Consider the following 26613-nt stretch of genomic DNA (forward strand, 5'->3'; position numbering starts at 1 on the left):
GTGTTGCTACTCGCTACGACAAACTTGCCAGAAACTTCTTGGCCGCCGTCCACCTCGCCGCTCTCGTCGCTTATTGGATCAATTGAGTCTGAACCCTAGTCCTATTTACCCATCCAGGCGCAGTTCGGGCTGTATTCTGCCTTGCATCGTCCATCCGGCTCAAGCGCGTCACGAGAGCCTGCAGCTCCCGGATACCTGCAACTACTCAGTCCCAATACGTGAGCGATAATTGAACCATTTGAACAATGGCCGGCCGAGCAGTGCTCAGGCCCCGCAACCATAGCCTGCTTAGTCCAACCCGCACGTTCAAATTCCGAGACTCGAAAGCGATCCGAAGGCTTCGATACAAATCTCCCATCGGACCTGTCGGATAGACTATTGATCTATCGTCCAGAGCAGGTGACTGCGTGCTACCTGCCTCCGCCGACGGAACGCCGCAAACTGTCCCCTTTTTCTTTCGCGAGCAGATTGGCTTTCCTGGAGAACTCCACGCCAAAGGCTTCCTTTCGCGCGCTAATCCAGCCTTTTCCCGCCCGACCGCGCTGCGCAGTAGAGGAGGAAATTCTTTGGCCGTAAAACTCCGCTTAATCCGCGGTCCGAACTCTCGCTCGCCAACCAGGGGCGAAGAGCAATCTGGATCGACCAGATCCCGTCTCGTTCGTCAGTGAAATCAGCACATGTTACACCACGGGCATTCAGCAGTGAGATCAAACCGCTTAGTCTCGCCGCGCACCGCACTACCTGCCCGCTACCCTCTCGCCGGAACCTGGCCCACGATGATGAGAGCGGACATGGCCGCCGCTTACCTTGACTTTGGAGACACAAGCGAACTCATGCGCGCGATCAGCCGACGAGACGCCCCCCCGCCAATCGGCTTTCGCGGAACAGGGCGCCTGCGCCAGCCAGTTTGGTCGAAGGCGACTATGGATCACTTCGCAGCGTCGACCGGAAAAAGAGATCTTAAGCAGGGGGAGGATCTTTTATGCCTGGTGTGATTTCGCTTGAAAAGGCACCGCATCTGCCCCGTTATTGTCGCCGCAAAATATTAGCGAAGAATAGAATAGCCTACTATTTTGAGCCCCCAACCTGGGCTCGTCGACAGGGCTGCGATTTAAACCCTGAAGCTCTAGGCTGCGATTACGCAAGCGCCGTCGAGCGGGCAGAGAAAGTCCTCCTGCCGGCGTTCGACAGTTGGCACTCACGGGGTCTAAGCGACATCATGCCGGCGACTATCGAACCCGGCACGTTCGATTGGCTCGTCGGCGTCTTCCAAGCTCACCAGAAGTGGACCGAAATCGAAAGCGCTACACAGCGGCACTACACAAAAAGTCTCGCACTATTCGCCAATCACGAGCTGAAAGATGGAAGTCGCGTTGGGTCTAAACAGTTGTCCGATTTCACCAAAGCGTTCGTCGACGCAGTTTATCGAAAATTATTGCTTGTGACGAAAGTCAATAACAGTGGAGAGGTCGTCGTTCGCGAGCGTCGTCGCTATGTAACTATGGCTATGGCGGCCTGTCGCCGTGCTTGGTTCGTTGGTGAGCGTGCTCAAGAAAGGATCGTACCAGCGACCAATCCGTTTTCCCGGATGGGATTAAAATCTCATCCGCCTGGGCGGCCGATACGGCCCACACCGACCGCAACTTGGGATGAGCTCGTCGCGTTCAGAGCCGCCGCGATAAAGCTTGATTACCGCTCGATCGCAACAGCTGCTTTATTGTCGTGGGAGTGGCTGCAACGAGAGCAGCACGTGTTTGGCGCCTTCGACATTTCGCATTATCGACCTCGCGAGCGGCCAAATAGCGTCAGAATCGTGCATCCAAAGAATGGAGAGGAGGCCTGGTGGCCACTATCGGACGAAACGGGCACCCCTCTCTTTCCTGAGCTTATGGAGGAACTCGACGAGATCAAGAGGACCACCCTCTCCGGTCTGGTATTCCGTCGTGATCATGCGCATCGTCAGTCGGCAATCCCGCTACCATGGATTACCCCACGCAAGGATCTCCGCTATCTACGTAGTGTGGTAAAAACCATCATCACAGAGGCTGGCCTACGTCAGGAGCTTTCTTTTAGGTCTTTCCGACACGGAGGATTTACCGAGGGCGCCGACAGCGATCTCACGGATGCAGAGTTGCGCGCCGCTGGCCGTCATAGATCAAGTCGCCAACTGCCAACCTATGCCAAGCGTACGGCCAGGCAGTTGATCATTGCCACAAAAAAGCGTCGCGAGGAGCGGACAAGATCTCTCCTTATTCGGCTAAACACCAATCTCCCCTCGGAATAAAGGCACGTCGGCCGACGGCAGAACCGATGAATACGCTGAAAGAATCGCCTATTTTCCTGTCCACACTGGTTTGCGCTTCTCGCTGAACGCTTTCAGCCCTTCCTTGGCATCCTCGGTCATGGCAAGCAGCGCGATCTGGCTTTCGGTGTAGGCGATGCTCTCGTCGAACGACATCGAGGCGATGGCGCGCATCGCGTATTTGCCGCGACGGATCGCGGTCGGGGATTTGTCGACGATGCGGCCGATCAGCCAGTCGACCTTGGCATCCAGCTCGGCCGTGGGCACGACGTAGTTCAGCAGGCCTGCTGCCAATGCCGCTTTCGCGTCGAACGGCTCGCCGGTCAACGCCCATTCGTTGACGAGGCGCGGTGGAGCAATGGACTGCAACAGGCTCAACACCTGCATCGGGAACACGCCGACCTTCACTTCCGGCAGGCCGAAGATGACGTGATCGGCGGCGACGGCCATGTCGGTCATGCAGAGCAGGCCCATGCCGCCTGCCATGCAGACGCCGCTGACGCGCGCAATCGCGGGCTTGGTCGCGTTCCGCGACAAGCGCAGCAAATCGGCATAGTCGACATTGGGCTTCGAATGATCCATCGCGAAAGCCGCGCCGGAGTTCTGCAGGTCCGCACCGGCGCAGAACGCCTTGTCGCCCGCGCCCGTCAGCACGATGACGCGCACGTCCTTGTCGTCATGCGCGTCGCGATAGCCGCGCGTGATGCCGGCGATGACCTCGCCATTCAGCGCATTGCGTTTCTCGGGCCGGTTGATGGTGATCCAGAGCGCCTGCCCGCGCTTCTCGGTGATCACGGCTGTGGTGTCGGTCATGGCGCGCTCGCTTCCTTGGGCTCTCCGTTTTGCAGCCATTTGCGGCAGCTCGGGCCAAAGGTGCAAGAGCAATTTGCGGCGCGGCGCCGCTTTAGCGTCTCGACACAAACTTGTAACCCGATCGAAGGCATGTTGCGGATCAGGCCGCCACCGCTTTCCTGATCCAGACCTTGTTGTCGTGGAAAGCGGCGCCGCCGATCGGCGCGATGGTGTCCGCGCCCGTCAGCATGTTGATGCCGCGGTTACCGATATGGTTCTTGTTGGGATGAACGGACTCCGCGATCAGCACGCCCCGGCGCACGCCCTCGAACAGCGTGGCGATCAGCGTTGTCTCGCCGCGGGTGTTGCCGAGCGTCACGGCGTCGCCATGGGCGATGTCGAGCGCGGCCGCATCCAGGGGATGGATCATCACGCTCGCCTTGCCCTCGCGCGCCTGGGAGGACGGCGTCTCATTGAAGGTGGTGTTGAGGAAGCTGCGCGACGGGCTCGTGGCAAGCCGGAACGGATGGGCCTGGTCGGAATGCTCGATCACGGCCCAATGGTCCGGCAGCGACGGCATCTTGTCGAAGTCACCCATCGTCTGGCCGAACGGCGGATGCGCCCAATCCGCTTTGAAATGGAATTTCCTGTCGGCGTGGCCGAAGCCGTCGAGATAATGCGACGTCCGGAAGTCCGGCTGCAGGTCGCGCCAGAGGTCAGCTTCGAGGCCGGCAATGTCACCGTGGTCGCTCAGCTTCAGCGTCGCGTCGATCAACTCGCGCGGCGTCAGCTCGAACCCTGGATGCCTGGCGCCAAGCCGCGGCGCCAGCGCCTGCAAGACCTCGTGGTTGGAGCGGCACTCGCCGGGCGGGTCGATCAGCTTCGGGCCGACCGAGATGTGCTGGTGCCCGCCACCGTAATAGAGATCGTCATGCTCCATGAACATTGTCGCCGGCAGCACGATGTCGGCCATCTCGGCCGTCTCGGTCATGAACTGCTCGTGCACCGCGACGAACAGATCCTCGCGCGCAAACCCCTGCCGCACCAGTGCCTGTTCCGGTGCCACCGTCATCGGGTTTGTGTTCTGGATCAGCAGCGCCTTGACCGGACCCTTGCCGTGCAGCGCCTTGGAATCGCCGGTGAGGATGCGGCCGATCTGCGACTGGTCGAGCGCGCGGATAGTTGGGTCGATGGCGTCGTGACCCTCGATGATGGATTCGTTGAAGTGCCACAGCGCGTAATTGTTGAAGAAGGCGCCGCCGCCTTCATATTGCCAGGCGCCGGTTACCGCGGGAATGCAGTTCGCGGCATGCATCTGCGCCGCACCGTTGCGCGAGCGGGTGAAGCCGTAGCCGAGCCTGAAGAAGGTCCGCTTGGTCTCGCCGACCAATTTGGCAAAAGCCTCGATCTCCGCCACCGGCACGCCTGAAATCGCGGATGCCCATTCGGGGTTACGCGTCTTCAGATGCGCCTCGAGCTCATCAGGGCAATCGGTGTACTTGTCCATATAGGCGCGATCTGCATAGCCGTCGCGGAACAGGACGTGCATCACGCCGCAGGCGAACGCGCCGTCGGTGCCGGGCCGCAGGATGATTTTGATATCCGCCTGCTTCATGGTCTCGTTGTCGTAGATATCGACGGCCGCGATCTTGGCGCCGCGCTCCTTCCGGGCACGGGCGGCGTGCGTCATCACGTTGACCTGCGTGTTGACGGGGTTGGTGCCCCAGATCACCACCAGATCGGACAGCGCCATCTCGCGCGGATCGACGCCGGCGATCTTGCCGGTGCCGATCGCGAACCCGATGCGGCCGACATTTGCGCAGATGGTCTGATAGAACCGCGAATATTTCTTCACATGGGTGAGGCGGTTGAGGCCGTCGCGCATCACCAGCCCCATCGTGCCGGCGTAATAATAGGGCCAGACTGACTCCGCGCCAAATTCGCGCTCGGCCTGGTTGAAGCGATCCGCAATCTCGTCCAGCGCCTCGTCCCAGGTGATCCGGGCGAATTGGCCGGAGCCCTTCGGCCCGGTTCGGCGCAGCGGATAGGTCACCCGATCGGGGTGATGGATGCGCTCGGCATATCGGGCGACCTTGGCGCAGACCACGCCGGCCGTATAGGTCTGCTTTTTCGAACCGCGGACACGACCGATGCTGCGCCCCTCGACCACCTCGATGTCGAGGGCACAGGCCGACGGGCAATCATGCGGACACGTCGAATGGCGGATTTCGATCTTGGCGTGCTGGTTCATGTCCAATTTGGTAACACCAAAATACCTGTCAGCCGAGGGTATTTATCCGGCAACGCCCATGCGATTTGCTCAGACCGCGTGCGCCGCCGGTTCCTGCCGCGACCGCGAAGAGCGGCGCCGCCACACCGAAAACCGTCGGATATTCCAGGCACCATCGGCCTTGTGAGGCGTCGACAGTCCGCCTCCCCTGCCGCTACAGTGCTTACCAACAAGAACGACATCAGGGAGGTGGGTGTGACGGCCCGACAATTCATGCTGGCGCTGGCCGCCGGTCTGCTCTGCGCCTTCGCCGCAGCCCCGTCCCTGGCGCAGGATTATCCCAACCACACGGTCCGGATCGTCGTGCCCTTCGGCGCCGGCGGGCCCGCCGATGTCGCGGCCCGGCAGATCGGCAATGCGCTCCAGGAGAGTTTTGGCCAGCCCTTCGTGATCGAGAACCGCACCGGCGCGGGCGGCGTCATCGGGACGGTCGAAGCGGCGAAGTCGCCCGCCGACGGCTACACGCTGTTGATGATGTCCAACACCCAGACCGCGAACGAATCGCTGCTGACGCCGGACAAGCGCAAATACGAGCTGATGCGCGACCTCGCGCCGATCGCACCGGTGAACTCTTCCGATCTCGTCATCGTGGTGAACCCGCAAGTCGCAGCGAAGACGCTGCAGGAGTTCGTCGCCCTCGCCAAGTCGCAGCCGGGCAAATTGAACTACGCCTCCTCCGGCCAGGGCACGCCCTATCACATGGCCGGCGAGCTGTTCAAAGCCATGGCCGGCATTGACCTCGTCCACGTCCCCTACCGCAACAGCGGCGAGGCACGCAGCGGCGTGATCGGCGGGCAGGTGCAGATGATGATCGACGCGGTGCCGGCGATGGCGCCGAATATCGGCGAGAACCAGGTCCGCGCGCTCGCGACCACCGGCAAGCAGCGCTCAGCGGTGCTGCCGAATGTGCCGACAGCGATCGAGGCGGGTGTCGCAGGCTATGAAGCCACGATCTGGCTCGGCCTGATGGCTCCGGCCGGCACGCCGAAACCCGTAATCGACAAGCTCAATGCCGCCGTGAACGCAATGGTGAAGCGTCCCGACATCGTCAAACTCTGGACTGCGCAGGGCGCGGTGCCCATGTCGATGACGCCGGAGGAATTCGACAAGTTCCTGCGCGGCGACATCGTGAAATGGGCGGACGTAGTCAAGAAATTCGACAAGTCCTGAGGCCGTAGCGCGACAATGCCGACCATTCAATTCCAGCTCAACGGCACGGCGACGGCCGTCGAGACCGATCCGGATCAGACGCTGCTCAATGTGCTGCGCGGCCGGCTCGGCGTCACAAGTCCGCATTTCGGCTGCGGGGCCGGCGAGTGCGGCGCTTGCCATGTCATGGTCGGTGATCGCGCGATGGCCTCCTGCGACATGCCGATGTGGTCGGTCGCCAACAAGGAGGTCGTCACGGTGGAAGGCCTCGGCACCGCGGAGCAACCGCATCCGCTGCAACGCGCCTTTATCTCCGAGCAGGCGATGCAATGCGGCTATTGCGTATCGGGAATCCTGATCAGCGCGGCGGCGCTGCTGAAGCGCAATCCGTCGCCGACGGAGGCGGAGGTGAGAACCGCGCTTGATCGCAATCTGTGCCGCTGCGGATCGCACAACCGCATGGTCCGCGCCGTGTTGCGGGCGGCCGCGGAGATGGCGACATCATGAGTGCGCCGTCCCCTGCCCCGACACTGCCGGTTAGCCTTGCGGCCAATCCAAAGCTGTCATCCTGGGTGAAGCTCGTCGGCGACGGCCGTGTGGCGATCTCGCCCGGCAAGGTCGAGATCGGCCAGGGCATCGTCACGGCCCTGGCACAGATCGCAGCCGACGAGCTCGACGTCGATATTGGCCGCATCGAGATGATCCGCGCCTCCACGGCGGCAAGCCCGAACGAGGGCGTCACCTCGGGCAGCCTTTCGATCCAGCAGTCCGGCCGCGCGCTGCGCCACGCCTGTGCCGAGGTCCGCCAGCGCTTCCTCGCCGCGGCATCCGAACGTCTCGGTGTCGATGCGTCGCTGCTCGATATCCAGGACGGCACGATCTCGGGCCCCGGAAATGTCAGGACCAGCTATTGGGAGTTGGCCGGCGACGTTTCGCTCGACCACGACGCCATTGCGGGCGCGACGGCGAAGATTGTCGCCAAGCGCACTGTGGCCGGACATTCGGTCCAGCGTTTCGACATTCCCGACAAGGTGTTGGCACGGGCGCGCTTTATCCATGACTGTCCGCTGCCGGACTTGCTGCACGGACGCGTGCTGCGGCCGGACATCTCGGGCGCCAGGCTGATCGCGCTCGACGAGACGGCGACGAGAGCCGTTCCCGGCCTCGTCGCGATCGTCCGCGATGGCGGTTTTTCCGGCGTGGTCGCCGACAGCGAGGCAGCGGCGGAAGCCGCGCTGAAAGCCTTGCGCAAGGGCGGGACATGGTCGGCCGGCGAGCCGCTGCCCGATGAAAATGATCTGGCCGGGTTCTTGAAGAGCCAGCCGGTCGAGACCACCGTGATCGATGTCCGGACGACTGCGGCAACGATAAAGGAGGCTGCTCGCACCCTCCGCCGGCAATACATCCGTCCCTACATCGCGCATGCCTCGATCGCACCGTCCTGTGCGATGGCCCAATGGAACGGCGATCGCGTCCACGTGTGGACCCACAGCCAAGGCGTCTACCTGCTGCGGGCCGACCTCGTGATCGTGCTCAAGCTGCCGCCAGAAAACATTGTGGTCGAGCACATGGAAGGCGCGGGCTGCTACGGACATAATGCCGCCGACGACGTCGCGCTGGATGCCGTGCTGCTGGCGAAAGCTGCCGGCGGCCGTCCGGTGCGGGTGCAGTGGTCGCGCCACGACGAGATGTCCTATGCACCGTTTGGCGCGGCGATGGCGATCGAGATCGAGGCCGATCTCAATGCGGACAACGAGATCGTCGGCTGGCGCCATGCGATCTGGAGCAACGGCCACGCGGCGCGGCCGGGGCGCGCGGCCCAGCCCGCGCTGCTCGCCGCAACCGAGATTACGAACCCCTACCCGCGCTTGATCTCGACCAATCCGCCCCCAGCCAATGGCGGCGGCGGCGACCGCAACTCCGTTCCGCTCTACGACCTCAAGGCCTGGACGGTCACGAGCCACCGGCTGCTGACGATGCCGGTGCGGACCTCGGCGCTGCGCACACTCGGCGGACAAGGCAATGTGTTCGCCATCGAGTCCCTGCTCGACGAGGTCGCCGCCCTGCGCGGCGAAGACCCGATCGCGTTCCGCTTGCGCCATCTGCGCGACGAGCGCGCGAAGGACGTCATCCGGGCCGCGGCACGACGCGCGCAGTGGAAACCGCAGAAGCAGGCCGGCATCGGTCATGGCGTGGGCTTCGCCCGCTACAAGAATACGGGGGCCTATTGCGCCGCCATTGCGGAGGTCGAAGGCACTGAAGACATCCGCGTCAAGCGGCTGACGCTGGCGGTCGATGTCGGCGAGGCCATCAACCCGGACGGCGTCATCAACCAGATCGAGGGCGGCGCGATCCAGGCGACGAGCTGGGTGCTGAAGGAGCGCGTCCGCTTCGACCGCACGCGCGTCACATCGACGTCCTGGACCGACTATCCGATCCTCACCTTCAGCGAGGTGCCAATGGTGGATGTCGAGATCGTGCAGCGGCCGGAGATCGAGCCCGTCGGCGCCGGCGAGGCCGCCCACGGCCCGGTGACGGCCGCGATCGCGAATGCCGTTTACGATTGCCTCGGCGTGCGCGTGCGCGACCTGCCGATCACCCGCGACAAGATCATTGCAGCCATGGAGCTGGCATCGTGACGACACTGAGCATTTTGAGCGGAGGCGCGGCGCAAGGCCTGGTGCGCGGCCTCGGCGATCCCTTCAAGACGCAGACCGGCTTCGGCATCGACGGCGAGTTCGGGGCGGTCGGCATCATGGCGGACAAGCTGCGGGCGGGAACGGCGGCCGATCTGGTGATCCTGACGCAGGCGCTGCTTGCAGAGCTTGCCGAAGAGACGCTCGTCGTCCCCTCCTCGATCTCGGATGTCGGGCGGGTCGAGACCGCGCTGGCGCTCCGCAGCCGCGATCCCAAGGTGACCGTGAAGACCGAGGCCGATTTGCGCGAGGTGCTGCGCAGCGCCGACGCGATCTACGTCCCGGACACGAAAGCCTCGACGGCGGGACAGCACGTCGCAAAGGTGCTGGATCAGCTGGGCATCGCCTACGAGGTCGCCTCGCGCCTCAAAATCTTTCCGAACGGCGCGACCGCGATGCGGGAGCTTGCGGCGTCCACCGCCGCGCATCCGATCGGCTGCACCCAGGCGACCGAGATTATCGCGACCGACGGCATCGCACTGTCAGGAGCTCTGCCGCCGGGCTGCGAGCTGGTGACGATGTACACGGCCGGCGTGACCACGCGGGCCGCACATCCGCAACAGGCGGCCGCGCTGATCGCGTTGCTGACCGGCGCGGACCGCAAGGATCTGCGCCAGCGCGCCGGCTTCACCGGGTAGGTAAGCGCCCTACGTGTGCAACTGGGTGAGGCCGGTCGGCGGCCCGTCGACGGCAGTCCAGCCGCCATCGACGAACAGCGTGCTGCCGCTGACATAGCTCGCGGCGTCCGAGGCGAGATAGGCGACGGCTGTCGCGACCTCGTCGGCGCTGCTCCAGCGGTTGAACACGGTGTGGCCGGCATAGAGATTGTAGATGTCGGGACGCTGCTTGAACGGGCCCGTCAGCGCGGTCTCGGCGATGCTCGGCGCGATCGCGTTAACGCGCACGCCAGAGCGCCCAACCTCGGAGGCAAAGCCCTTCACCAGCAGGCCGATGGCCGCCTTGGTCGAGCCGTAGACGCCGAGGCCGGGCTCAATGGTCACCGCCCGCACCGAGGAGCAAGCGATGATGCTGCCGCCCTTCTGCTCGACCATGATGCGGCCGAAGGCCTGGAAGAACCAGACCGTGCCCTTGATATTGAGGTTGAGGACGCGGTCGAGATCCTCCTCGGTGTAGTCGAGGATGGTCTTGCGGATGTTGAGCCCGGGCGTCGTCACCGCGATGTCGAGCCGCGAAAATTTCTGCATCACGGTCTTGGCCAGCGCATTGACGTCCGCAGCGCTCGAGGCGTCACACGCAGCCGCCTCGGCCCAGCCGCCCTTCTCACGAATGCCGGCGGCGGTTGCTTCGGCGGCGTCAATCGCACGATCGGCGCAGACGACACGGGCGCCGAGCCCGGCCAGCGCCTCGGCCGACGACTTGCCGATGCCCGAGGCCGCGCCGAGCACCACGGCCGTCTTGCCGGTGAGATCGAAGAGCTTGCGATAGTCAGTCACGGATAGATTCTCCTGTATTGCTGCTATCCCTTGTAGCCCATCAACAGGCGGGGCAGCCACAGCGAGAAGGCGGGGACGTAGGTCACGAACATCAGAGCTGCGATCAGGGCGGCGTAGAACGGCAGGATGGTGCGCATCACCGCGCCCACCGAGATGCCGCCGATGGCGCAGCCCACGAACTGCGTGGTCCCGACCGGCGGGGTGTTCAGCCCGAGCGCGCAGTTGATCAGCATCAGCATGCCGAACTGCACCGGGTCCATGCCTGCCTTCATCGCGATCGGCAGGAAGATGGGCGTGCAGATCAGGATGGTCGCCGCCATGTCCATGAAAGTGCCCAGCACGAACAGGATGACGTTGATGAGCAGGAAGATGACCCAGGGCTGCGTCGAGACCTTGCTCATCATCTCGCCGGCGAAGTCGGCCACCTCGTAAAGCCCCATCAAATACTGGAACATGGTGGAGACGCCGATCAGCAGCAGCACCACGCCCGTGGTCTTCACCGCCTTGGCCGCGGCGCGCAGGAAGTTCGGCAAGGTCATGGTACGGTAGATGAAGAACGTCAGCAGGATCGTATAGGTGACCGCGACGGCCGCGGATTCGGTGGCCGTGAACACACCGGACAGGATACCCGCCAGGATGATGCCGACGATCAGAAGGCCGGGCAGAGCGGCTGCGAGCGAGCGAAAAACCGCGGGCCAGCCCGGGAACTTGCCGGCCGGATAGCCTCGCTTCACCGCGACCGCGTAAGCGGCGACCAGCATGCACACCATCAGCACCAGGGCCGGCAGGAGCCCGGCGGCGATCAGCGCGCCGATCGAAACCTTGCCGCCGGCGGCGAGCGCATAGATGATCATGTTGTGGCTGGTCGGCATCAGCGCTCCGACCAGCGAGGCATGGGTGGTGACGTTGACGGCGTAGTCGGTGTCGAAACCTTCCTTCTTCATCATGGGGATCATCACGGCCCCCATCGCCGACACGTCGGCCACGGGCGAGCCGGACACGCCGCCGAACAGCGTGCAGGCGACCACGTTCGACATGCCGAGCCCGCCGCGGATGTGTCCGACGAGATTCTTGGCAAGCTGCACGATCTTGTCGGCGACGCCGCCATGCAGCATCAGCTCACCGCTGAAGACGAAGAACGGGATGGCGAGGAAGGAGAAGATGTTCATCCCGGACATCATCTGCTGGAAGATGACGGCGACCGGCAGGCCTTCGTAGAGGATGGTGCAAATCGCCGAGAGGCCGATCGCGAAGGCGACGGGGACGCCGAGGACCAGGAAGCCGAAGAAAGTGGCGCCGAGGATGATCAGTTCCATGAGGGGACGACCTCTTCGCCGCGCAGGAGAGCGATGATGTGCTCGATTGAAAAGGAGACGATGAGGACGCCGGAGGCGATCAGCGGCACGTAGCGGATGACCTCGGGCAGCCCGAGATTGGGGATCTTCACGGTTCCGACCGACGCTCCGAGGATCCAGCCGTTATAGGCCATCGCGACGCCGAAGCCGGCGACCAGGACGTGGATGACAAGCTCGATCTTCTCCCGCGCGCGATCCGGCAGCATCACCAGCAAACTGTCCATGCCGATATGTCCGGCATCGCGCACGCCCACGGCGGCGCCGATCAACGTGACATACAGGATAAGAACCAACGCAAGGTTCTCCGTCCAGGTCGGGCTGGAATTGAGCACGTAGCGTCCGAACACCTGGTAGAAGACGATGGTGACGATGACGAGCAGCCCGGTCACCGACAGATACATCCCTAGCCGAGCGACGGGAGCATTGATCCGGGACAGCAAGCCGGTGGACGGGCGTCCGGCTACGTCCAGTTCGTGGTCTGCGACGTGAGGGTCTGTCATCCAAGTCTCCTTGCAAGTCTCCTTGCGCGCGTCCAATGCGTCGGTCAGGCGTCGCCAGTCGGCAACGCCGGACCGACGCTATGGCCTTACTTCGTGTCCTGGATACGCTTGACGAGGCTCTTCAGCTTCTCGTCACCCGCGAACTTGTCGTACACCGGCTTCATCGCGTCGACGAACTCCGCCTTGTTGGCGATCGTCACGACCTGAACGCCGGCCGCTTCGACCGTTTTGCGGGAGGCCTGCTCGCGTTCGTCCCAGAGCTTGCGCATGACGGGCACCGATTCCTTGGCCGCCTTGCGGACCATCGCCTGGTCCTCCTTGCTCAGCATGTCCCAGACCGTCTTGGACATCACGAGAACTTCGGGCGCCAGGGAGTGCTCGGTGACGTTGTAGAACTTGGCGGCCTCGAAGTGGCGCGAGGACTCGTAAGAGGGCCAGTTGTTCTCGGCAGCGTCCACCAGACCGGTCTTGAGAGCGGTATAGACCTCGCCATAGGGCATCGGGGTCGGATTGGCCCCGAGGCTCTGGATCATGCCGACCCACAGGTCGGATTGCTGCACGCGGATTTTCAGACCCTTGACGTCCGCGAGCGACTTGATCGGAGCCTTGACAGTGTAAATGGACCGGGCGCCGCTGTCGTAATAGGCAAGGCCGATCAGGCCTGCGGGCGCCATGGCCGCCAGGATCTCGTCGCCGATCGGGCCGTCAAGGACGGTGCGCATGTGCTGCGTGTCCCGGAAGATGAAGGGAAGGCACAACGCGATGGTTTCCGGCACGAAGTTGTTCAAGGGCGATGCGTTGATCCGCATCATGTCGAGGGCGCCGATCTTGAGCTGCTCGATGGTGTCCTTCTCGGAGCCCAGCGCACCGTTGGGGAACACCTTCACGCCGAGCTTGCCGCCGCTCGCCGCGGCGAGCTGCTTGCCCATGAACTTGACGGCCTCGACGGTTGGATAATCGGCGGGATGGATGTCGGCGGAACGGAAATCGCGTGCGGTCGCCAAGGGGGCTGAGACCGCCAGCAGAGCGGCTGCGATGACGCCGGTGAGTATCTTCATCTGGGCTTCCTCCTGAGGTGATTATATCGTTGGGCAGATGCTGCGGGCCGCCTTGGGTCGCTCCACTTCCGGTGTGAAGTCAAGCGCCATCGTCGTCCCTAGGGCGCGCGGCATTCTCTGTCCAAGCCAAATCCGGCATCGATCAATGCTAGAGTTGCATCGATGGATCAGACCGGCTTTGGGCAACAGCCGGCTCCTCGTCCAGTTTTTCCGAAATCATCTGTCGTCTGGCGCGGCAAGCGTTCATGCGCGTTGCTTGACGCCGCCGGTGCGGTCCTCTCAAGATGCTGCGAAGCAAAACGGACATCCCGAGGAATGCCCATGCCGCGGAAGCTGATCGACATCTCCGTGCCGCTCAGGAACGACGTGACGGCGGATCCGCCGGGCAATCACCCGACGATCCAGTACATCGATCACCAGCAGGGCCTGCCGCGGATGCTGCAGTTCTTCGACGGCCTCACGGCACAGGATCTGCCGGACGGCCAGGGCTGGGCCGTCGAGCAGGTCTCGCTGTCGACCCATAATGGCACGCATCTCGATGCGCCCTGGCACTTCCATCCGACCATGAATCGCGGCGAGCGGTCATGGACGATCGACGAGGTCCCGCTGGAATGGTGCTTTCAGCCCGGCGTGAAGCTCGACTTCCGGCATCTGCCCGACGGCTACGTGGCGAGCGCCGACGACGTCGAGAAGGAGTTGAGGCGGATCGGGCATGCGCTGTCGCCGCTGGAGATCGTCGTCGTCAACACCGGCGCCGGCGCCAGGTTCGGCCAAGCCGACTATGTCAGCTCAGGCTGCGGCATGGGCTATGAGGCCACCATGTACCTGCTCGAACGCGGCGTGCGGCTGACCGGCACCGACGGCTGGAGCTGGGACGCACCGTTCGTCCACACCGCGAAGAAATATGCCGAAACGAAAGATGCCGGCCTGATCTGGGAGGGCCACAAGGCGGGACGGCACATCGGCTATTGTCATCTCGAGAAGCTGCACAATCTCGACCAGCTGCCTTCGACCGGGTTCACGGTCTCGTGCTTTCCGGTGAAGATCGAGCGCGCGTCCGCGGGCTGGACCCGCGCCGTCGCGATCATCGACAGCTAGCTGTCGAGCCCGCTCTCCGCGAGTTCGCGCAAGGCATTTATGTCGAGCACGACGATGGCGCCGTGCTCGAGGCGAACCCAGTTGCGGCCCGCCCAGGCGCGCAATTGCTTGTTGATGCTCTCGCGCGTCATCCCCACCATCTCGCTGATCTCCTGCTGCGTGATGGCGAGCGTGCCGCTGCCGGAGTCGAACTTGCGCTCTTCGGTGAGGCCGAGCAGCGCGCTCGCAAGCCGGCCCGGCAGATTTTGCAGGATCACCTGCTCGACCTGCTGACTGGTCCAGCGCAGGCGCGCGCAGAGCAGCTCGATGAATTTCATTGCGAGCGCCGGCTGGCTCTTCACGAACGGCAGGAAGTCCCGGCGATCGATGATGTAGAGCTCGCAATTGGTGTTGGCGGTCGCATCGGCCGACCTTGGGGCGCCGTCGAGCACCGCGATTTCGCCGAAGATCTCTCCGGGACCGATCAGATTGAGAATGGCGTTACGGCCGTCGGGCGACGAAGAGGAAATCTTCACCGTCCCTGTGATCACCGCGAACAGATTGTTGCCGGGATCGCCCTTGGCAGCGATCGTCGCGCCGCGCTTCACCGTGGTGTGCTTGGCGTAACGGCAGAGCTGATCCAGCGCCTCCGGCTCCAGATCCGCAAAGATCGGGTGCTTGCGCAGGACCGATAATTTATTCCCCGCCGCTTGTCTGGGGTCGTCGCCGGTCTTGTCCTGAGGCACGCCACTGGGCTCCTAAGACTGCGAGGCACTGGGGTCCCTGCGTAGTCAGTGTAGCCCAGTTTTTCAACCGGAAAGCATGCGCCCTGTTTGAGGCAAACGCGGCGAAAATGCCGCGGCCAGGCGTGAAGCCGGCAGCCGAAGGATGAGCCAATGCGTCCCAGTCGATGCAGAGTTGCAAGTGCCGCACGCCACCTTGCGTTGAGGCGCTGCCACCGTCCCGAACTCGCACGGCATAGCCCGCCCTGCGGGCGCCGCAAGATGGGCCGGTGATCTCAGAAGCTTCGACGCTTGACGTCCGACTCGGGCCGGCCTGCACCGGTTTGCCGGTCTGCCCAGGCCAGAGCCCCGGCGAATGTGACAAAGATTGCCACGACAATGGTGCTCATAAGCAACGCGTCAGCCGGCATGATGCCCTCCGCTGTGGTTTCAAGCATTATCCGGGGCAGGCGGCCGAATGCATTGATCCCGATCAAAATCGAGCAGCGCTGCGTCGGAATCAGGCTGCGGCCAAGGCCTCGACCTTCGCCGGATCGAGCAGGCTGATCCCGCCATGAATGATCTCGATCACGCCGTGGCGCTCCAGCTTGGTGAAGGTGCGGCTGACGGTCTCGATGGTCAGACCGAGGTAGTCGGCGATGTCCTGGCGGCTCATTGGAAGCGGAACCGTGTCCAACGCCCGCTTCAGCGAGACCAGCCGCTCGCGCCAGCCGAGCAGAAAGGCCGCAACCTTTTCGTCCGCCGAACGGCGGCCGAGCAGGACCATGTGGTCCCGAGCCTGGCTCAGCTCGCGAATCGCCAGCTCGTTGATCCGCCTGAGGAGATGCGGCCGGTCCTCGATGAAACGGCCGAAGGGTGACTTCGCGAACTGGCATACGGTCACCGCGCCGATCGCATCGGCCGAAAAATTGTGCCTGCCCGAAATATTCATCCCCAGGAAATCGCCGGGCAAGGCAAAGCCCACGATCTGCCGGCGGCCGTCGGGCAGCAGCTTGTACAGCCGCATGACGCCCTCGAGGAGATTGTAGAACGAGGTCGTGATGTCCTCCTCGCAGAACACAGTCTCGCCTGAGGAAAAATGGACGCGTCGACCGAGATGCTCGAATTCCCGAAGCTCGACCGCATCCAGCGACGAGCAAACCGCTGATGCGCGGACGGCGCAATCGCTGCAGAGCTGCCAGTTCGGCTCAATCGTGCCCACGGGCTTCATCGACCGCTCCAAGCGCCGGCTGCCCATCAGGCCCATTCCGCCGCGCAGCTGCATTTTACTGCAGTGCGCCAAAGCCGGTTGACCCAGATCAATTTTGGAGGGAATCCCCGCCCTATTGTTCTCCCAGGCGTAGATGGGGTCGCTTTACATGCTGCAAGGAATGCTGCGTCACGGGTTGATCGGGTCGCTTCTGATCACCCCTGCCCTGGCGGCCCCGACGGCCGAACAACGCGGCAAGGCCTTTGCGCGAGCCAATTGCGCGCGCTGCCACGCGATCGACCGTGCGTCGAACAGTCCGCTCAAGATCGCACCGCCGCTGCGGACCCTGCACCAGCGCTATCCCATCGAGAGCCTTGGGGAGGCGCTGGCCGAGGGCATCAACACCGGCCACGCCGACATGCCGGCCTTCGAGCTCAGTCCGGACCAGATCCACGATCTCCTGTCCTACCTCAAGACCTTGGAATAGCCGCCCTCACACCGCCTGCACCGTCCAGCCGATCAGCTCCTTCGCGATGCGCGTGAAGGCCACACCGAACGCTGCGACCGCTATGGCCGGCACAATCTTGTCGAGTTTTTCGCTGGTCTCGACGAGACGCGAGGCGATCACCTTGCCGTTCTTGTCGACGATCCGCGCCGACAGCCAGATCTCGACCCGCGTCTCCCCCTCGGTGGCAATGCGGAAGCGCCTGATGTCGATCAGCAGCTGATAGTCCGCCTGCCCGAGATCGGCCGTGCGCAACGGCGCGTGGGCGATGTCGTAATTCTCGAAACTGTCGATCAGACGCGCCTGTATCAGCTTGGGAATGCTGTCGGCCCAGAGGAAGTCCGCAAAGCCCGGATTATCGCCGCCCGGCGCGAACAGCATGCGCTGGGTCTGGAGCATGGCGACCGCTGTCGGCTCGGGGATGGCCAGTGACGCAGAGAGCGTCTTGCCGCCCGGACCGAGGTTCTGCGGCGTGCGCAGATCATAGGTGACTTTCTGCGCCGGCGTTCCGCCGCCGGTCATCTTCTCCAGGCCCGCCAAAATGCCGTCGATCTTGCCGGTGTTGCGCGCAAGCCCGTCGGAGAAGGTCTTGAGATTGGCGATGGTGTCCTTCAGCGGGCCCGAATTGTCCTCCAGCACGGTGTCGACCCGCCGCAGTGCATCGCGCGCGGCCTGCGTCATGCTCTGGCCCGCACCGGCCTCGGCAATCAAGGTCTGGGGCTCGCCGGATTTAGTGACGATGACGCCTCCCTCAAGCGTCACCACCGGCACGCCGGTCAGCCCCTGGAAATCGAGCCCGACCCTGCTGTCGGCACGCACCGGCGTGGTTGAAGCAACCGAGATCGTCGCATTGACGAAGCGTGGATTGTCCGGCGCAAGCCCGAGCTGGGTGACCTCGCCGACGCGGATGCCGTTGAACAGCACGCCGGCGCCGACCAGAAGACCGGGCACCGGGCCCTGGAATTGCACGTGATAGCTGGTGCGCGGCCCGATCCCGCCGGTGTTGTTCAGCCAATAGACGAAGCCGAACACCGCGAGGATCGCCGCCAGGACAAAACTGCCGATCAGCACGTAGGGAGCGCGGGTTTCCATGTCTCATCTCATCTCGTGTTGCAGCATCTGCGAGCGCTTGCCGTGGAAATAGGCGCGCACCCAAGGGATGCTCGGATTGCAGCAGTTCGCGCATCGGACCGACCGCCATGATCTTGCCGTCGGCGAGAGCGGCGACCCGATCGCAGACCGTTGTCAGGCTCGCCAGATCATGGGTGACCATGAACACGGTGAGGCCGAGGGTCTTTTGCAGGGTCCCGATCAGCGCATCGAAATCACCCGCCGCGATCGGATCGAGGCCTGAGGTCGGCTCGTCCAGGAACAGGATCGGCGGATCGAGCGCGAGCGCGCGCGCCAGCGCCACGCGCTTGGTCATGCCGCCGGATAGCTCCGCCGGATATTTATCGGCATCCTGCGGCCGCAGCCCGACCATTTCGAGCTTGGCGATCGCGATCTCGTCCATCAGCTCCTGCGACAGGACGAGATTTTCGCGGAGCGGAAACTGGATGTTCTGCCGGACCGTCAGCGAGGAGAACAGCGCGCCCTGCTGGAACAGGATGCCCCAGGTCGTGGCCGCGCCTTCGGTGCGGCCGCCGATTGGCCGTCCCGTAACCTCGATGGTCCCGCCTTGGCGCGGGATGAGGCCGATGATGGTTCGCATCAGCACCGACTTGCCGCCACCCGACGCCCCCACGAGCCCGAGGATCTCACCCGGGCGTACGTCGAGCGTCAGATGATCGAGCACGGTCTGCCGGCCGAAGCCGACCACGAGGTCGCGGACGCGGATCGCGAACTGCTCTTGCGATTCGCCCATGATCACATTCCGATCGAGGCGAAGAAGATCGCGAACAGGCCGTCGAGCACGATCACCAGGAAGATCGACTTGACCACCGACGTCGTGGTCTGTCGTCCCAGCGATTCGGCGCTACCCTTCACGCGCAAGCCCTCGCTGCAGGCGACTACTCCGATCACCAGCGCCATGAACGGCGCCTTCAGGATGCCCACCTCGAAATGGGTGACCGAGATCGCTTCGTGCAGCCGCGCGATGTAGATCGCCGGCGCCATGCCGCCGTAGAACTGCGCGACCAGGCCGCCGCCATAGAGTGCGGCGATCGATCCGATGAAAGCAAGGATCGGCAGCGCAATCACCAGGGCCGCAACCCGCGGCAGGATCAGGACGTGGACGGGATCGAGGCCCATGGTCGAAAGCGCGTCGATCTCCTCGCGCATCTTCATCGAGCCGAGCTCGGCAGTGTAGGCGCTTCCCGAACGGCCGGCGACCATGATGGCGACGATCAACACGCCGAGCTCGCGCAGCACCAGGATGCCGACCATGTCGACGGTGTAGGACTCCGCGCCGAACCTGCGGAAATGGAAGAATCCCTGCTGGGCGATGATAGCGCCGATCAGGAAGGTGATCAGCACGACGATGGGGATGGCCTGCCAGCCGATGCGGTAGAGCTGATAGATCAGCGATGTCAGCCGCAGCGAGCGCGGCCGGCGCTGCACGCCGATCACAGCCATGAACAACGCGCCCAGCATTTGGAGAAAGATCGTGATGTCTTCGCGCGCGCCGACCGTGGACTTGCCGAGATCGTTCAGTCTGAGCAGAACCGGGTTGGGTGCGGGCGCCGGCAGCGGCGTGTGGCGGTTGACCTGACGTACCTCCTCCATCAGGCCGCTGAAATGGTCGGCGACACCGATAAACTCGGCCGATTGCCCGGATGATGAAGCCCTGCGCGACAGCTTTTCCAGGACCCAGGCGCCGAGCGTGTCGAGCGCACTGACGCCCGACAAGTCCAGCGTCACGGCTCTGGATCGATCGACGTCCGCCCCGACCGACCGGGACAACGTCTCCAGCATCGACACGTTCGCGGCAATCCACGGCCCTTCCGGGCACAATTTCAGCTCTTCGCCGGAGGGCCTCGCCAGCAACAGCGGTTCGGAGTTCACGATTCCACCTCATCGGGACAACCGGGGCCCGTTCAGCCGGCAGTTCTAGGCCAGCATGGGGCGGCCGGCTTGACCTGTCTCAAGGCCAGCTGTAGCGGCGCACTCAGAGCTTCAGCCTGACATCGCAGATATCCGGCTCGGTCGGATCCGGCTTCACATCGAAGCCGAGCTGGCGACACATCTCCAGCATCGTGGTGTTCTCCCTGAGAACATCACCGGAGATCGCTTTGAGGCCCTCCGATCTCGCGTAGTCGATGATCAGCTGCATCAGGGCCCATCCCAGCCCCCTGCCCTTGAGATCGGACCGCAGCAGGATCGCATATTCACCGCTCTCGTAGACTGAGTCCGAATGGAGTCGGACCACGCCGACCATCTCACCGGTCGCCTCGTCGAATGCGATAAAGGCCATCGCGCGCGCATAGTCGAGCTGGGTCAGGCGCGCGATGAACTCGTGGGTGAACTCCTTCATCGGCGCGAAGAAACGCAGACGAAGGTCGTGCGCCGTGACATGACGCAGGAATGCGTGGATGGTCGGCTCGTCCTCCGGACGCAGGGGCCGCGCGAAGATCCGCCAGTCCTCCTTGAGCTTGAGGTGGCGCTCCCATTGCGACGGATAGGCCCGAACGGCGAAGTTGGCGGCGCCCGAGCCGGCAAACTTCCGTTGCGGCGGCCCGACCGCGACGCGGGCATCGACCGCGGTCACGCCGGTTTCATCCGCCAGCAGCGGATTGACGTCGAATTCGCGAATCTCGGGAATGTCGGCCGCCATCTGCGCCAGCTTGACCAGGACCATGGCGACGGCGTCAGGCTTCACCGCCGGCACGTCCCGGTAAGCGCGAAGCAGCCGGGACACGCGCGTGCGGTCGATCAGGTCGCGGGCCAGTTGCAGATCGAGCGGCGGCAGCGCAAGCGCCTTGTCGTTGATGATCTCGACCGCGGTCCCGCCGCGGCCGAACACGACGACGGTGCCGAAGGTGGGATCGTCGGCGAGGCCCAGAATCAACTCGCGCGCCTTAGCCTTCACCACCATCGCCTGCACGATGACGCCCTCGATGCGGGCTTGCGGGCGCAGCTTGCTCGCCCGAGCGATAATGTCGGTGGCAGCGGTGCGCACCGCCTCAGGCATGGTGAGATTGAGCACGACGCCGCCGACATCGGATTTGTGGACGATGTCGCGCGACATGATTTTCAGCACGACGGTGGCGCCTTGCGCGAAGATGTCTTCCGCGTAGGCCACCGCCTGCTCGACATCGCCCGCGGCGTATGTGGGCACCATCGCGATATCGTACGCTTCGAGCAGGTGCTTGATCTCGACGGGTTCGAGCCATTGGCGGCCGTCTGCGATGGCAGCAGCTACGATCTGTCTTGCGGCACGTGCGTCCGGCACGAACGTGTCGGGCATTGCGGGTGGAACCTGGCTCAGTTCTTCCACGACTTCGCGGTGCCTCACGAGGTACATGAAGCCGCGCACGGCATCATCCTCGGTCGGATAGTTCGGGATGCCGGCGCCGGACAGTGTTTCGATGATGTTCTGGTCTGCTCCGATCCACGAGGCGAGCACGGGCTTGGCCCAATTGCGGTGCTTCTCGCGATATGCCTTGACGCGTTCGGTCACCATCGTTGCGATATCGGCAGCCGAGGCGATCGCGGTCTGCACGTTGAGGACGAGGACCGCATCGTTGTCGGGATCGGCAAGCAACACGTCGAGCGCCGCCGCATAGCGCGACGCATCGGCGTCACCTACGATGTCGACGGGATTTGCGCCGGACCAGGTCGGCGGCAGCACCTCGTCGAGTTTCTTGCGCGCGTCCGCCGAGATGCTCGCCGGAATGCCGCCGAGCTCGACCAATCGATCAATGGAGAGGACACCGATGCCGCCGCCATTGGTCAGGATGGCGAGGCGCTTTCCCGTCGGCGACTCGACGCGGCCGAGCGTCTCGGCGCAATCGAACAGCTCGCGCAGATCGGAGACCCGCAGGACGCCCGCGCGGCGGAACGCCGCGTCATAGACGGCGTCGGCCCCCGCGAGCGCACCGGTATGGGTGGCGGCCGCCTTCGCGCCCTGCGCCATTCGGCCGGACTTCACCACGACGACCGGCTTCACGCGCGCCGCGGCACGCGCGGCCGACATGAACTTGCGCGCGTCCTTGATGGATTCGATGTAGAGCAGAATCGCGCGGGTCTTGTGATCCATCGCGAAATAGTCGAGCAGATCGGCAAGATCGACGTCGATTTGATCGCCGATCGAGACGATGCCGGAGAAGCCGACGCCGCGCTGCGCGGCCCAATCGACCATGCCGGCCGCGATCGCCCCTGATTGCGAGATCAGCGCGAGATTCCCGGGCCCCGGCATGTGCGCGGCAAAACTCGCGTTGAGGCTCACGCCGGGCATCATGATGCCCAGGCAGTTCGGCCCGATCAGCCGCATGCCGTATTTGCGGGCCGCAGTGATGGCGGCCTCGTGCAGGGATCCCGGTCCGTGGCCGAGCCCAGCCGAGACGATCAGGGCACCCGCCGAGCCGCGCCGCCCGGCTTGATCGACAATGCCGGGAACCGCGCGCGCCGGCGCGGTGATGATCACAAGCTCGGGCACGAACGGCAATTGATCGAGGCTGCCTACGGCCGCGACGCCGCCGATCTCGGCATGGCGCGGATTGACGAGGCCGAACTGTCCCGTGAATCCAGCCTTACGGATGTTCTCCAGAACGGCGCGTCCAACGGAGACCGGGCGGGCGCTCGCACCGACGAGCGCGACCGAACGCGGCGACAGCAGGTTCTTCAGACGATAGATTGACATGAAAGCAAATGCGCCCGGTCGGTGGCGGTTCCGATGGTTGACGATCAGGCCGATAAACTGGCGATCCGCCTAGTACGAGAGCATAACCCAGCACGGTGGTTCGCCAATGACGGTCTTTGTCACACCGCCCCAAACGATCTCGTTCAGGCGCGAATGATGGTAGGCGCCCATCACGATCGCATCGATGGCATGGGAATTCGCCCAGCTTCCGAGCACCTTGCCAATCGAGCTGCCGTTGCCCTTCGCGGTTTCGAACGAGGCGTAGACCCCGTGTTCCCTCAAATGATCGACCAGAGCCGTGCCGGATTGCACGATCGCGTCGGACTTGTCGTCCGCCACGGTCACCACGCGGACCAGGGCTGCTGCCTGAAGGATAGGCAGCGCGTCGCCGACCGCACGCGCCGCACGCGCGGAATGATCCCAGGCGATCATGACGTTCTCCAATTCCGGGCGCAGCTCGTCCACATGCTGCTCCGGGCAGAGCAGCACTGGCCGCCCGGATTCGAACAGCAGCGTCTCGATGATGTGCTCGGTTCGGCTGTCGTGTGGCGTCACGGGGAGCAGCGTGAGATCGCTGAAGCGTCCGTGCTCGGCCAGGACTGACGCGATCTGGTCTGCCGGCACCTTGGCCGACCGGCTTTGAGCGCGAATGCCGGTGCGGGAGGTTGCGCGGGTGAACGCATCCAGGAGATGCTGACTGTCGCCCGCGCCAAGCGTCCGGTTTGCCTCGGTCGCATCGGGGAGCATCACCTTCGGCCGCACGAAGACATCCTCCTCAAGTGCCAGCGCGGTGATCCTGGCGCCGAGGTCGGCGGCAACGGCCACGCATGTCTCGATCGCAGCAAGGGCCGGGCCGCGTGGCTGGCCGACGAGCGGCAGAAAGACGTCCTTGATCGGCATCGGGATTCTCCTCAGGCACCAGAATAGGCCGGCTTTGGTCGGGACGCTTGATCCTCGTCAAGCCCGGGAACTCCGATCGGTCGGAAGGAGACAGGCGTTGACCGAAGTCAAGGACTGGCCGCGATCTGCTTCTATGGATTACCTTGATCGCGGGTGAGCCGCTTCCGACGCATCTGGACGTACCAGCTGGAATGACAGACGATTCTGCGACCCAGGACCGGATCTTTGCGGCGCTCACCAATTCCGCGGGTCATCCGAACGTGAGGCGGATCGATACGCACGCAGCTTCGGTCTTCCTCGAAGGCAGGCGCGCCCTGAAAATCAAGCGCGCCGTGCAGTTTCCATTCCTCGATTACTCAACGCTCGAGAAGCGCAAGGCGGCGTGTGAGGAGGAGATCAGGATCAACCGGCCGCTGGCGCCGCAGATCTATCACCGCGTCGTGGCGATCACGGAAGAGCCCGATGGATCGGTGAAGGTCGACGGAAGCGGCCGGCCGATCGAGTATGCGGTCGACATGTTGCGCTTCGACGAAAGCCGGACGCTGGATCATCTGGCCAAGGCCGGAGCGCTGGATGACACTTTTGCCTCGGCTGTCGCCGACGCGATCGCGGCTTCGCATGCGCAGGCTGTTTGCGCCGACGGCAACGCATGGGTTTCCTCCATCCCCGGCCTGATCGATGGCAACAGCAATGGCCTGCGGACCGGCAATCATTTCGAAGCCGAAGAGATCGCAGAACTCGGCAGAGACTCGCAAGCAATGTTCCTCCGCCTCCGACCTTTGCTCGAAGAGCGCGGCCGAAAAGACTTCGTGCGCCGCTGCCATGGCGACCTGCATCTTGCGAACATCGTGTCGATCGACGAGAAGCCGGTGCTGTTCGACGCCATCGAGTTCGACGCCCGGATGGCAACCACCGACGTGCTCTACGATCTCGCATTCGGATTGATGGATCTGTTGCACCACAATCAGGCACGCGCGGCCAACATCGTGCTGAACCGCTATCTCGCCGCGACTCCGGTCGAAAATCTCGACGCGCTCTCCGCACTGCCGCTGTTCATGTCCGTCCGGGCGGCGATCCGCGCCCAGGTCGCGCTGGCACGGCTGAAGCCGCCGCATTCCGATGATCCCAGCATTCTCGACGGGGCGCGGCGCTATTTTGGCCTCGCCCGCGCGCTGATCCAGCCGTCCGCTCGCCGGCTGATTGCAATCGGCGGATTGTCAGGCACCGGAAAGACGATTTTGGCACGCGCGCTCGCGCCGGACGTTACGCCGCAGCCGGGCGCCGTCGTGCTGCGCAGCGACCTCGTCCGCAAGCAGATGTTAGGGGTCGAGGAAACGGACCGGCTGCCGGCATCCGCATACACGCCGGAGGTCACGGCCCGCGTTTACGACATGCTGGCTCAGCACGCCGGGCGGGTGCTGGCGCAAGGCCATTCAGCGATCATCGACGGCGTGTTCGCCCGTGAGGACGAACGAGACGCGGTTGCCGCACTGGCTCGCGAGCGCAACGTGCCGCTGAGCGGCCTATTTCTGGTTGCAGACCTCGCGACCCGGCAGGCGCGGATCGGGGGCCGCCGGGGCGACGCATCCGACGCCACGCAAGAGGTTGCCGCGCTGCAAGAGCACTATAATATCGGCCATGTCGGTTGGGCGACCATCGATGCATCCGGGACGCAAGAGCAGACGCTCCAGAACTGCCGGGACGCGATCGCCGAGAGCAAGTAAGGCAATCTGCAAATGGCGCGACCCAGCACGAGTTCGACGGCCGCGCGCGTCAAGCCTGCGGCGAGGCGCAATGCCCTGCCCGGCCGCCTCAGCCCCGGCATGGTCTGCGACACGGCGTTCCGGATCATCGCCCGCCGTCACCTCGCCGCCGTTCGCGCCCAGCATGACGGCACCTGCCGTGGCGATCCCGAGGCACTGCACCAGATCCGGATTGCACTGACGCATCTGCGCACCGCCATCCGCTTCTTCTCGCCGATGGTCGATGACGCCCTTCGGCCGGAGGTCTGGACCGAACTGAAATGGCTGAACAGCCCGCTCGGCATGGTGCGGGACCTCGACGTGGCGATCGAGCGGGTCATCGCCGAAAGTGGCGGCGAGTTGACCGTGATTGCCGAGCTCCAGCACTGGGACGAGAAGCGCGCCGAGAGCCATCGCCAGTTGGCGCGCGCGCTGCAATCCGCGCGGTATCGCCATCTCGTCGCGCAGACGTCAGCCTGGATCGAGAGCGGCCCCTGGTCGACCCGGCGCAGCAAGGAAGCTATCAGGCTACGCCGCTGCACGCTCGCCGGCCACGCAACAGCGAAACTCACGGAATGGGAAAAGACGCTGCTGAAGAAAGCACGCAAGCTCCGCAAGCTCGATGTCGAGAAACGGCACAAGCTGCGGCTTCTCAACAAACGGCTGACCTATTCGATCGAGTCGCTCGAGGACCTGTTCGCAGACGAGTCGCTGACAAAACAGCAGTCGATCCTCAAGCAATTGCGCAAGGCGCAAAAGTCCCTCGGGCGATTGAATGACGATGCGCGAGGGCAAACCTTGGCGGCGTCATTGAACGAGGCCGTTCCCGAGGCGGGCATTCGCTTCCTCAACCGCAAGCGCGAAAAGAAACTGTTGCGGACCGCCTCGCGCGCCTACCGGAAACTCGACAAGGCCAAGCCGTTCCGCTCCGCCGATCTTGCGCCGGATGCGGAGCCTGAGGACTAGCATTACAGTTGCTTTTGTTGCGGGCTTCTGAATCCATGGGCAACCATGATTCGAATGTCGTGGGCGCGGGCCGCGTCGGTTGAGGCGACGCTTGC

Annotated in this window: 21 protein-coding genes and 2 pseudogenes; 10 read left to right on the plus strand and 13 right to left on the minus strand. The window is 64.0% G+C overall.

Annotated features, from left to right (window positions below):
- Nucleotides 1-86, plus strand: a pseudogene (locus IVB42_RS31640) (IS5/IS1182 family transposase); the annotation flags it as partial.
- An 896-nt stretch (nt 87-982) separates the two neighbouring features.
- Entirely contained in the window at nt 983-2284 is a 1302-nt protein-coding gene (locus tag IVB42_RS31645) for a hypothetical protein (protein WP_247471716.1), read from the plus strand.
- 48 nt (nt 2285-2332) lie between these two features.
- Here IVB42_RS31645 and IVB42_RS31650 read toward each other — a convergent pair whose 3' ends face one another.
- Together IVB42_RS31650 and IVB42_RS31655 are read right to left on the minus strand one after the other, a co-directional pair.
- Nucleotides 2333-3115 (minus strand): enoyl-CoA hydratase/isomerase family protein, encoded by a 783-nt coding sequence (locus tag IVB42_RS31650; protein ID WP_247471719.1) that lies wholly within the window; start codon nt 3113-3115, stop codon nt 2333-2335.
- A gap of 139 nt (nt 3116-3254) precedes the next feature.
- On the minus strand, nt 3255-5345 hold the full coding sequence (locus IVB42_RS31655) for a molybdopterin-dependent oxidoreductase (RefSeq protein WP_247471722.1): 2091 nt from the start codon (nt 5343-5345) through the stop codon (nt 3255-3257).
- A 252-nt stretch (nt 5346-5597) separates the two neighbouring features.
- Between IVB42_RS31655 and IVB42_RS31660 the strand changes: the two genes are divergently transcribed.
- Genes IVB42_RS31660 through IVB42_RS31675 form a run of 4 tightly spaced genes read left to right on the plus strand, consistent with a single transcriptional unit; the run spans nt 5598 to nt 9867 of the window.
- Complete coding sequence (locus IVB42_RS31660; protein WP_247392688.1) at nt 5598-6554, plus strand: tripartite tricarboxylate transporter substrate binding protein; 957 nt, start codon at nt 5598-5600, stop codon at nt 6552-6554.
- Nucleotides 6555-6569: 15 nt separating this feature from the next.
- Nucleotides 6570-7040: a (2Fe-2S)-binding protein gene (locus tag IVB42_RS31665; RefSeq protein WP_247471725.1), complete on the plus strand. Its 471-nt coding sequence runs from the start codon at nt 6570-6572 to the stop codon at nt 7038-7040.
- The gene (locus IVB42_RS31670) at nt 7037-9172 is read left to right on the plus strand and encodes a molybdopterin cofactor-binding domain-containing protein (RefSeq protein ID WP_247471728.1); all 2136 of its coding nucleotides are present in this window, start codon (nt 7037-7039) and stop codon (nt 9170-9172) included. The genes IVB42_RS31665 and IVB42_RS31670 overlap by 4 nt, the downstream gene beginning before the upstream one ends.
- Entirely contained in the window at nt 9169-9867 is a 699-nt protein-coding gene (locus IVB42_RS31675; RefSeq protein ID WP_247384107.1) for a substrate-binding domain-containing protein, read from the plus strand. Before IVB42_RS31670 ends, IVB42_RS31675 begins: the two co-directional genes overlap by 4 nt.
- 9 nt (nt 9868-9876) lie before the next feature.
- Here IVB42_RS31675 and IVB42_RS31680 read toward each other — a convergent pair whose 3' ends face one another.
- The 4 genes from IVB42_RS31680 to IVB42_RS31695 all read right to left on the minus strand — a co-directional run bounded on the left by IVB42_RS31680 (nt 9877) and on the right by IVB42_RS31695 (nt 13596).
- A complete protein-coding gene (locus tag IVB42_RS31680) occupies nt 9877-10683 on the minus strand; it encodes an SDR family oxidoreductase (RefSeq protein WP_247392208.1) in 807 nt (268 codons plus the stop codon).
- A 23-nt stretch (nt 10684-10706) separates the two neighbouring features.
- Nucleotides 10707-11999, minus strand: coding sequence for a TRAP transporter large permease (locus IVB42_RS31685; RefSeq protein WP_247297019.1), 1293 nt, complete (start codon nt 11997-11999; stop codon nt 10707-10709).
- The gene (locus IVB42_RS31690; protein ID WP_026232817.1) at nt 11990-12538 is read right to left on the minus strand and encodes a TRAP transporter small permease; all 549 of its coding nucleotides are present in this window, start codon (nt 12536-12538) and stop codon (nt 11990-11992) included. The genes IVB42_RS31685 and IVB42_RS31690 overlap by 10 nt, the downstream gene beginning before the upstream one ends.
- A gap of 86 nt (nt 12539-12624) precedes the next feature.
- Nucleotides 12625-13596, minus strand: a complete 972-nt coding sequence (locus IVB42_RS31695) for a TRAP transporter substrate-binding protein (RefSeq protein ID WP_018454808.1) — start codon at nt 13594-13596, stop codon at nt 12625-12627.
- 321 nt (nt 13597-13917) lie between these two features.
- On the opposite strand from IVB42_RS31695, the gene IVB42_RS31700 reads away from it, so the two are divergent.
- A complete protein-coding gene (locus IVB42_RS31700; RefSeq protein ID WP_018454809.1) occupies nt 13918-14694 on the plus strand; it encodes a cyclase family protein in 777 nt (258 codons plus the stop codon).
- Here IVB42_RS31700 and IVB42_RS31705 read toward each other — a convergent pair.
- Together IVB42_RS31705 and IVB42_RS31710 are read right to left on the minus strand one after the other, a co-directional pair.
- On the minus strand, nt 14691-15419 hold the full coding sequence (locus tag IVB42_RS31705) for a Crp/Fnr family transcriptional regulator (protein WP_018454810.1): 729 nt from the start codon (nt 15417-15419) through the stop codon (nt 14691-14693). The genes IVB42_RS31700 and IVB42_RS31705 overlap by 4 nt on opposite strands.
- Nucleotides 15420-15915: 496 nt before the next feature.
- Nucleotides 15916-16626: a helix-turn-helix domain-containing protein gene (locus tag IVB42_RS31710; RefSeq protein ID WP_247471731.1), complete on the minus strand. Its 711-nt coding sequence runs from the start codon at nt 16624-16626 to the stop codon at nt 15916-15918.
- Nucleotides 16627-16774: 148 nt separating this feature from the next.
- Between IVB42_RS31710 and IVB42_RS31715 the strand changes: the two genes are divergently transcribed.
- Entirely contained in the window at nt 16775-17092 is a 318-nt protein-coding gene (locus tag IVB42_RS31715; protein WP_204513975.1) for a cytochrome c, read from the plus strand.
- 6 nt (nt 17093-17098) lie between these two features.
- Here IVB42_RS31715 and IVB42_RS31720 read toward each other — a convergent pair whose 3' ends face one another.
- The 5 genes and pseudogenes from IVB42_RS31720 to IVB42_RS31740 all read right to left on the minus strand — a co-directional run bounded on the left by IVB42_RS31720 (nt 17099) and on the right by IVB42_RS31740 (nt 23810).
- A complete protein-coding gene (locus IVB42_RS31720; RefSeq protein WP_247471735.1) occupies nt 17099-18202 on the minus strand; it encodes an MlaD family protein in 1104 nt (367 codons plus the stop codon).
- 3 nt (nt 18203-18205) lie between these two features.
- Nucleotides 18206-18974, minus strand: a pseudogene (locus tag IVB42_RS31725) (ATP-binding cassette domain-containing protein).
- Nucleotides 18975-18976: 2 nt separating this feature from the next.
- Nucleotides 18977-20113, minus strand: a complete 1137-nt coding sequence (locus IVB42_RS31730) for an ABC transporter permease (protein WP_247471738.1) — start codon at nt 20111-20113, stop codon at nt 18977-18979.
- Between the two features lie 103 nt (nt 20114-20216).
- Entirely contained in the window at nt 20217-22910 is a 2694-nt protein-coding gene (locus tag IVB42_RS31735) for a bifunctional acetate--CoA ligase family protein/GNAT family N-acetyltransferase (RefSeq protein WP_247471743.1), read from the minus strand.
- A 69-nt stretch (nt 22911-22979) separates the two neighbouring features.
- Nucleotides 22980-23810, minus strand: coding sequence for a universal stress protein (locus tag IVB42_RS31740; RefSeq protein ID WP_247471747.1), 831 nt, complete (start codon nt 23808-23810; stop codon nt 22980-22982).
- Nucleotides 23811-24001: 191 nt separating this feature from the next.
- On the opposite strand from IVB42_RS31740, the gene IVB42_RS31745 reads away from it, so the two are divergent.
- Together IVB42_RS31745 and IVB42_RS31750 are read left to right on the plus strand one after the other, a co-directional pair.
- Nucleotides 24002-25534, plus strand: a complete 1533-nt coding sequence (locus IVB42_RS31745) for a bifunctional aminoglycoside phosphotransferase/ATP-binding protein (RefSeq protein WP_247471749.1) — start codon at nt 24002-24004, stop codon at nt 25532-25534.
- Nucleotides 25535-25546: 12 nt separating this feature from the next.
- Complete coding sequence (locus IVB42_RS31750; protein ID WP_247471751.1) at nt 25547-26518, plus strand: CHAD domain-containing protein; 972 nt, start codon at nt 25547-25549, stop codon at nt 26516-26518.
- Nucleotides 26519-26613 lie beyond the last annotated feature (95 nt).

The organism is Bradyrhizobium sp. 45 (assembly GCF_023073155.1).
In the GTDB taxonomy this organism is placed as follows: Bacteria; Pseudomonadota; Alphaproteobacteria; order Rhizobiales; family Xanthobacteraceae; genus Bradyrhizobium; species Bradyrhizobium canariense_D.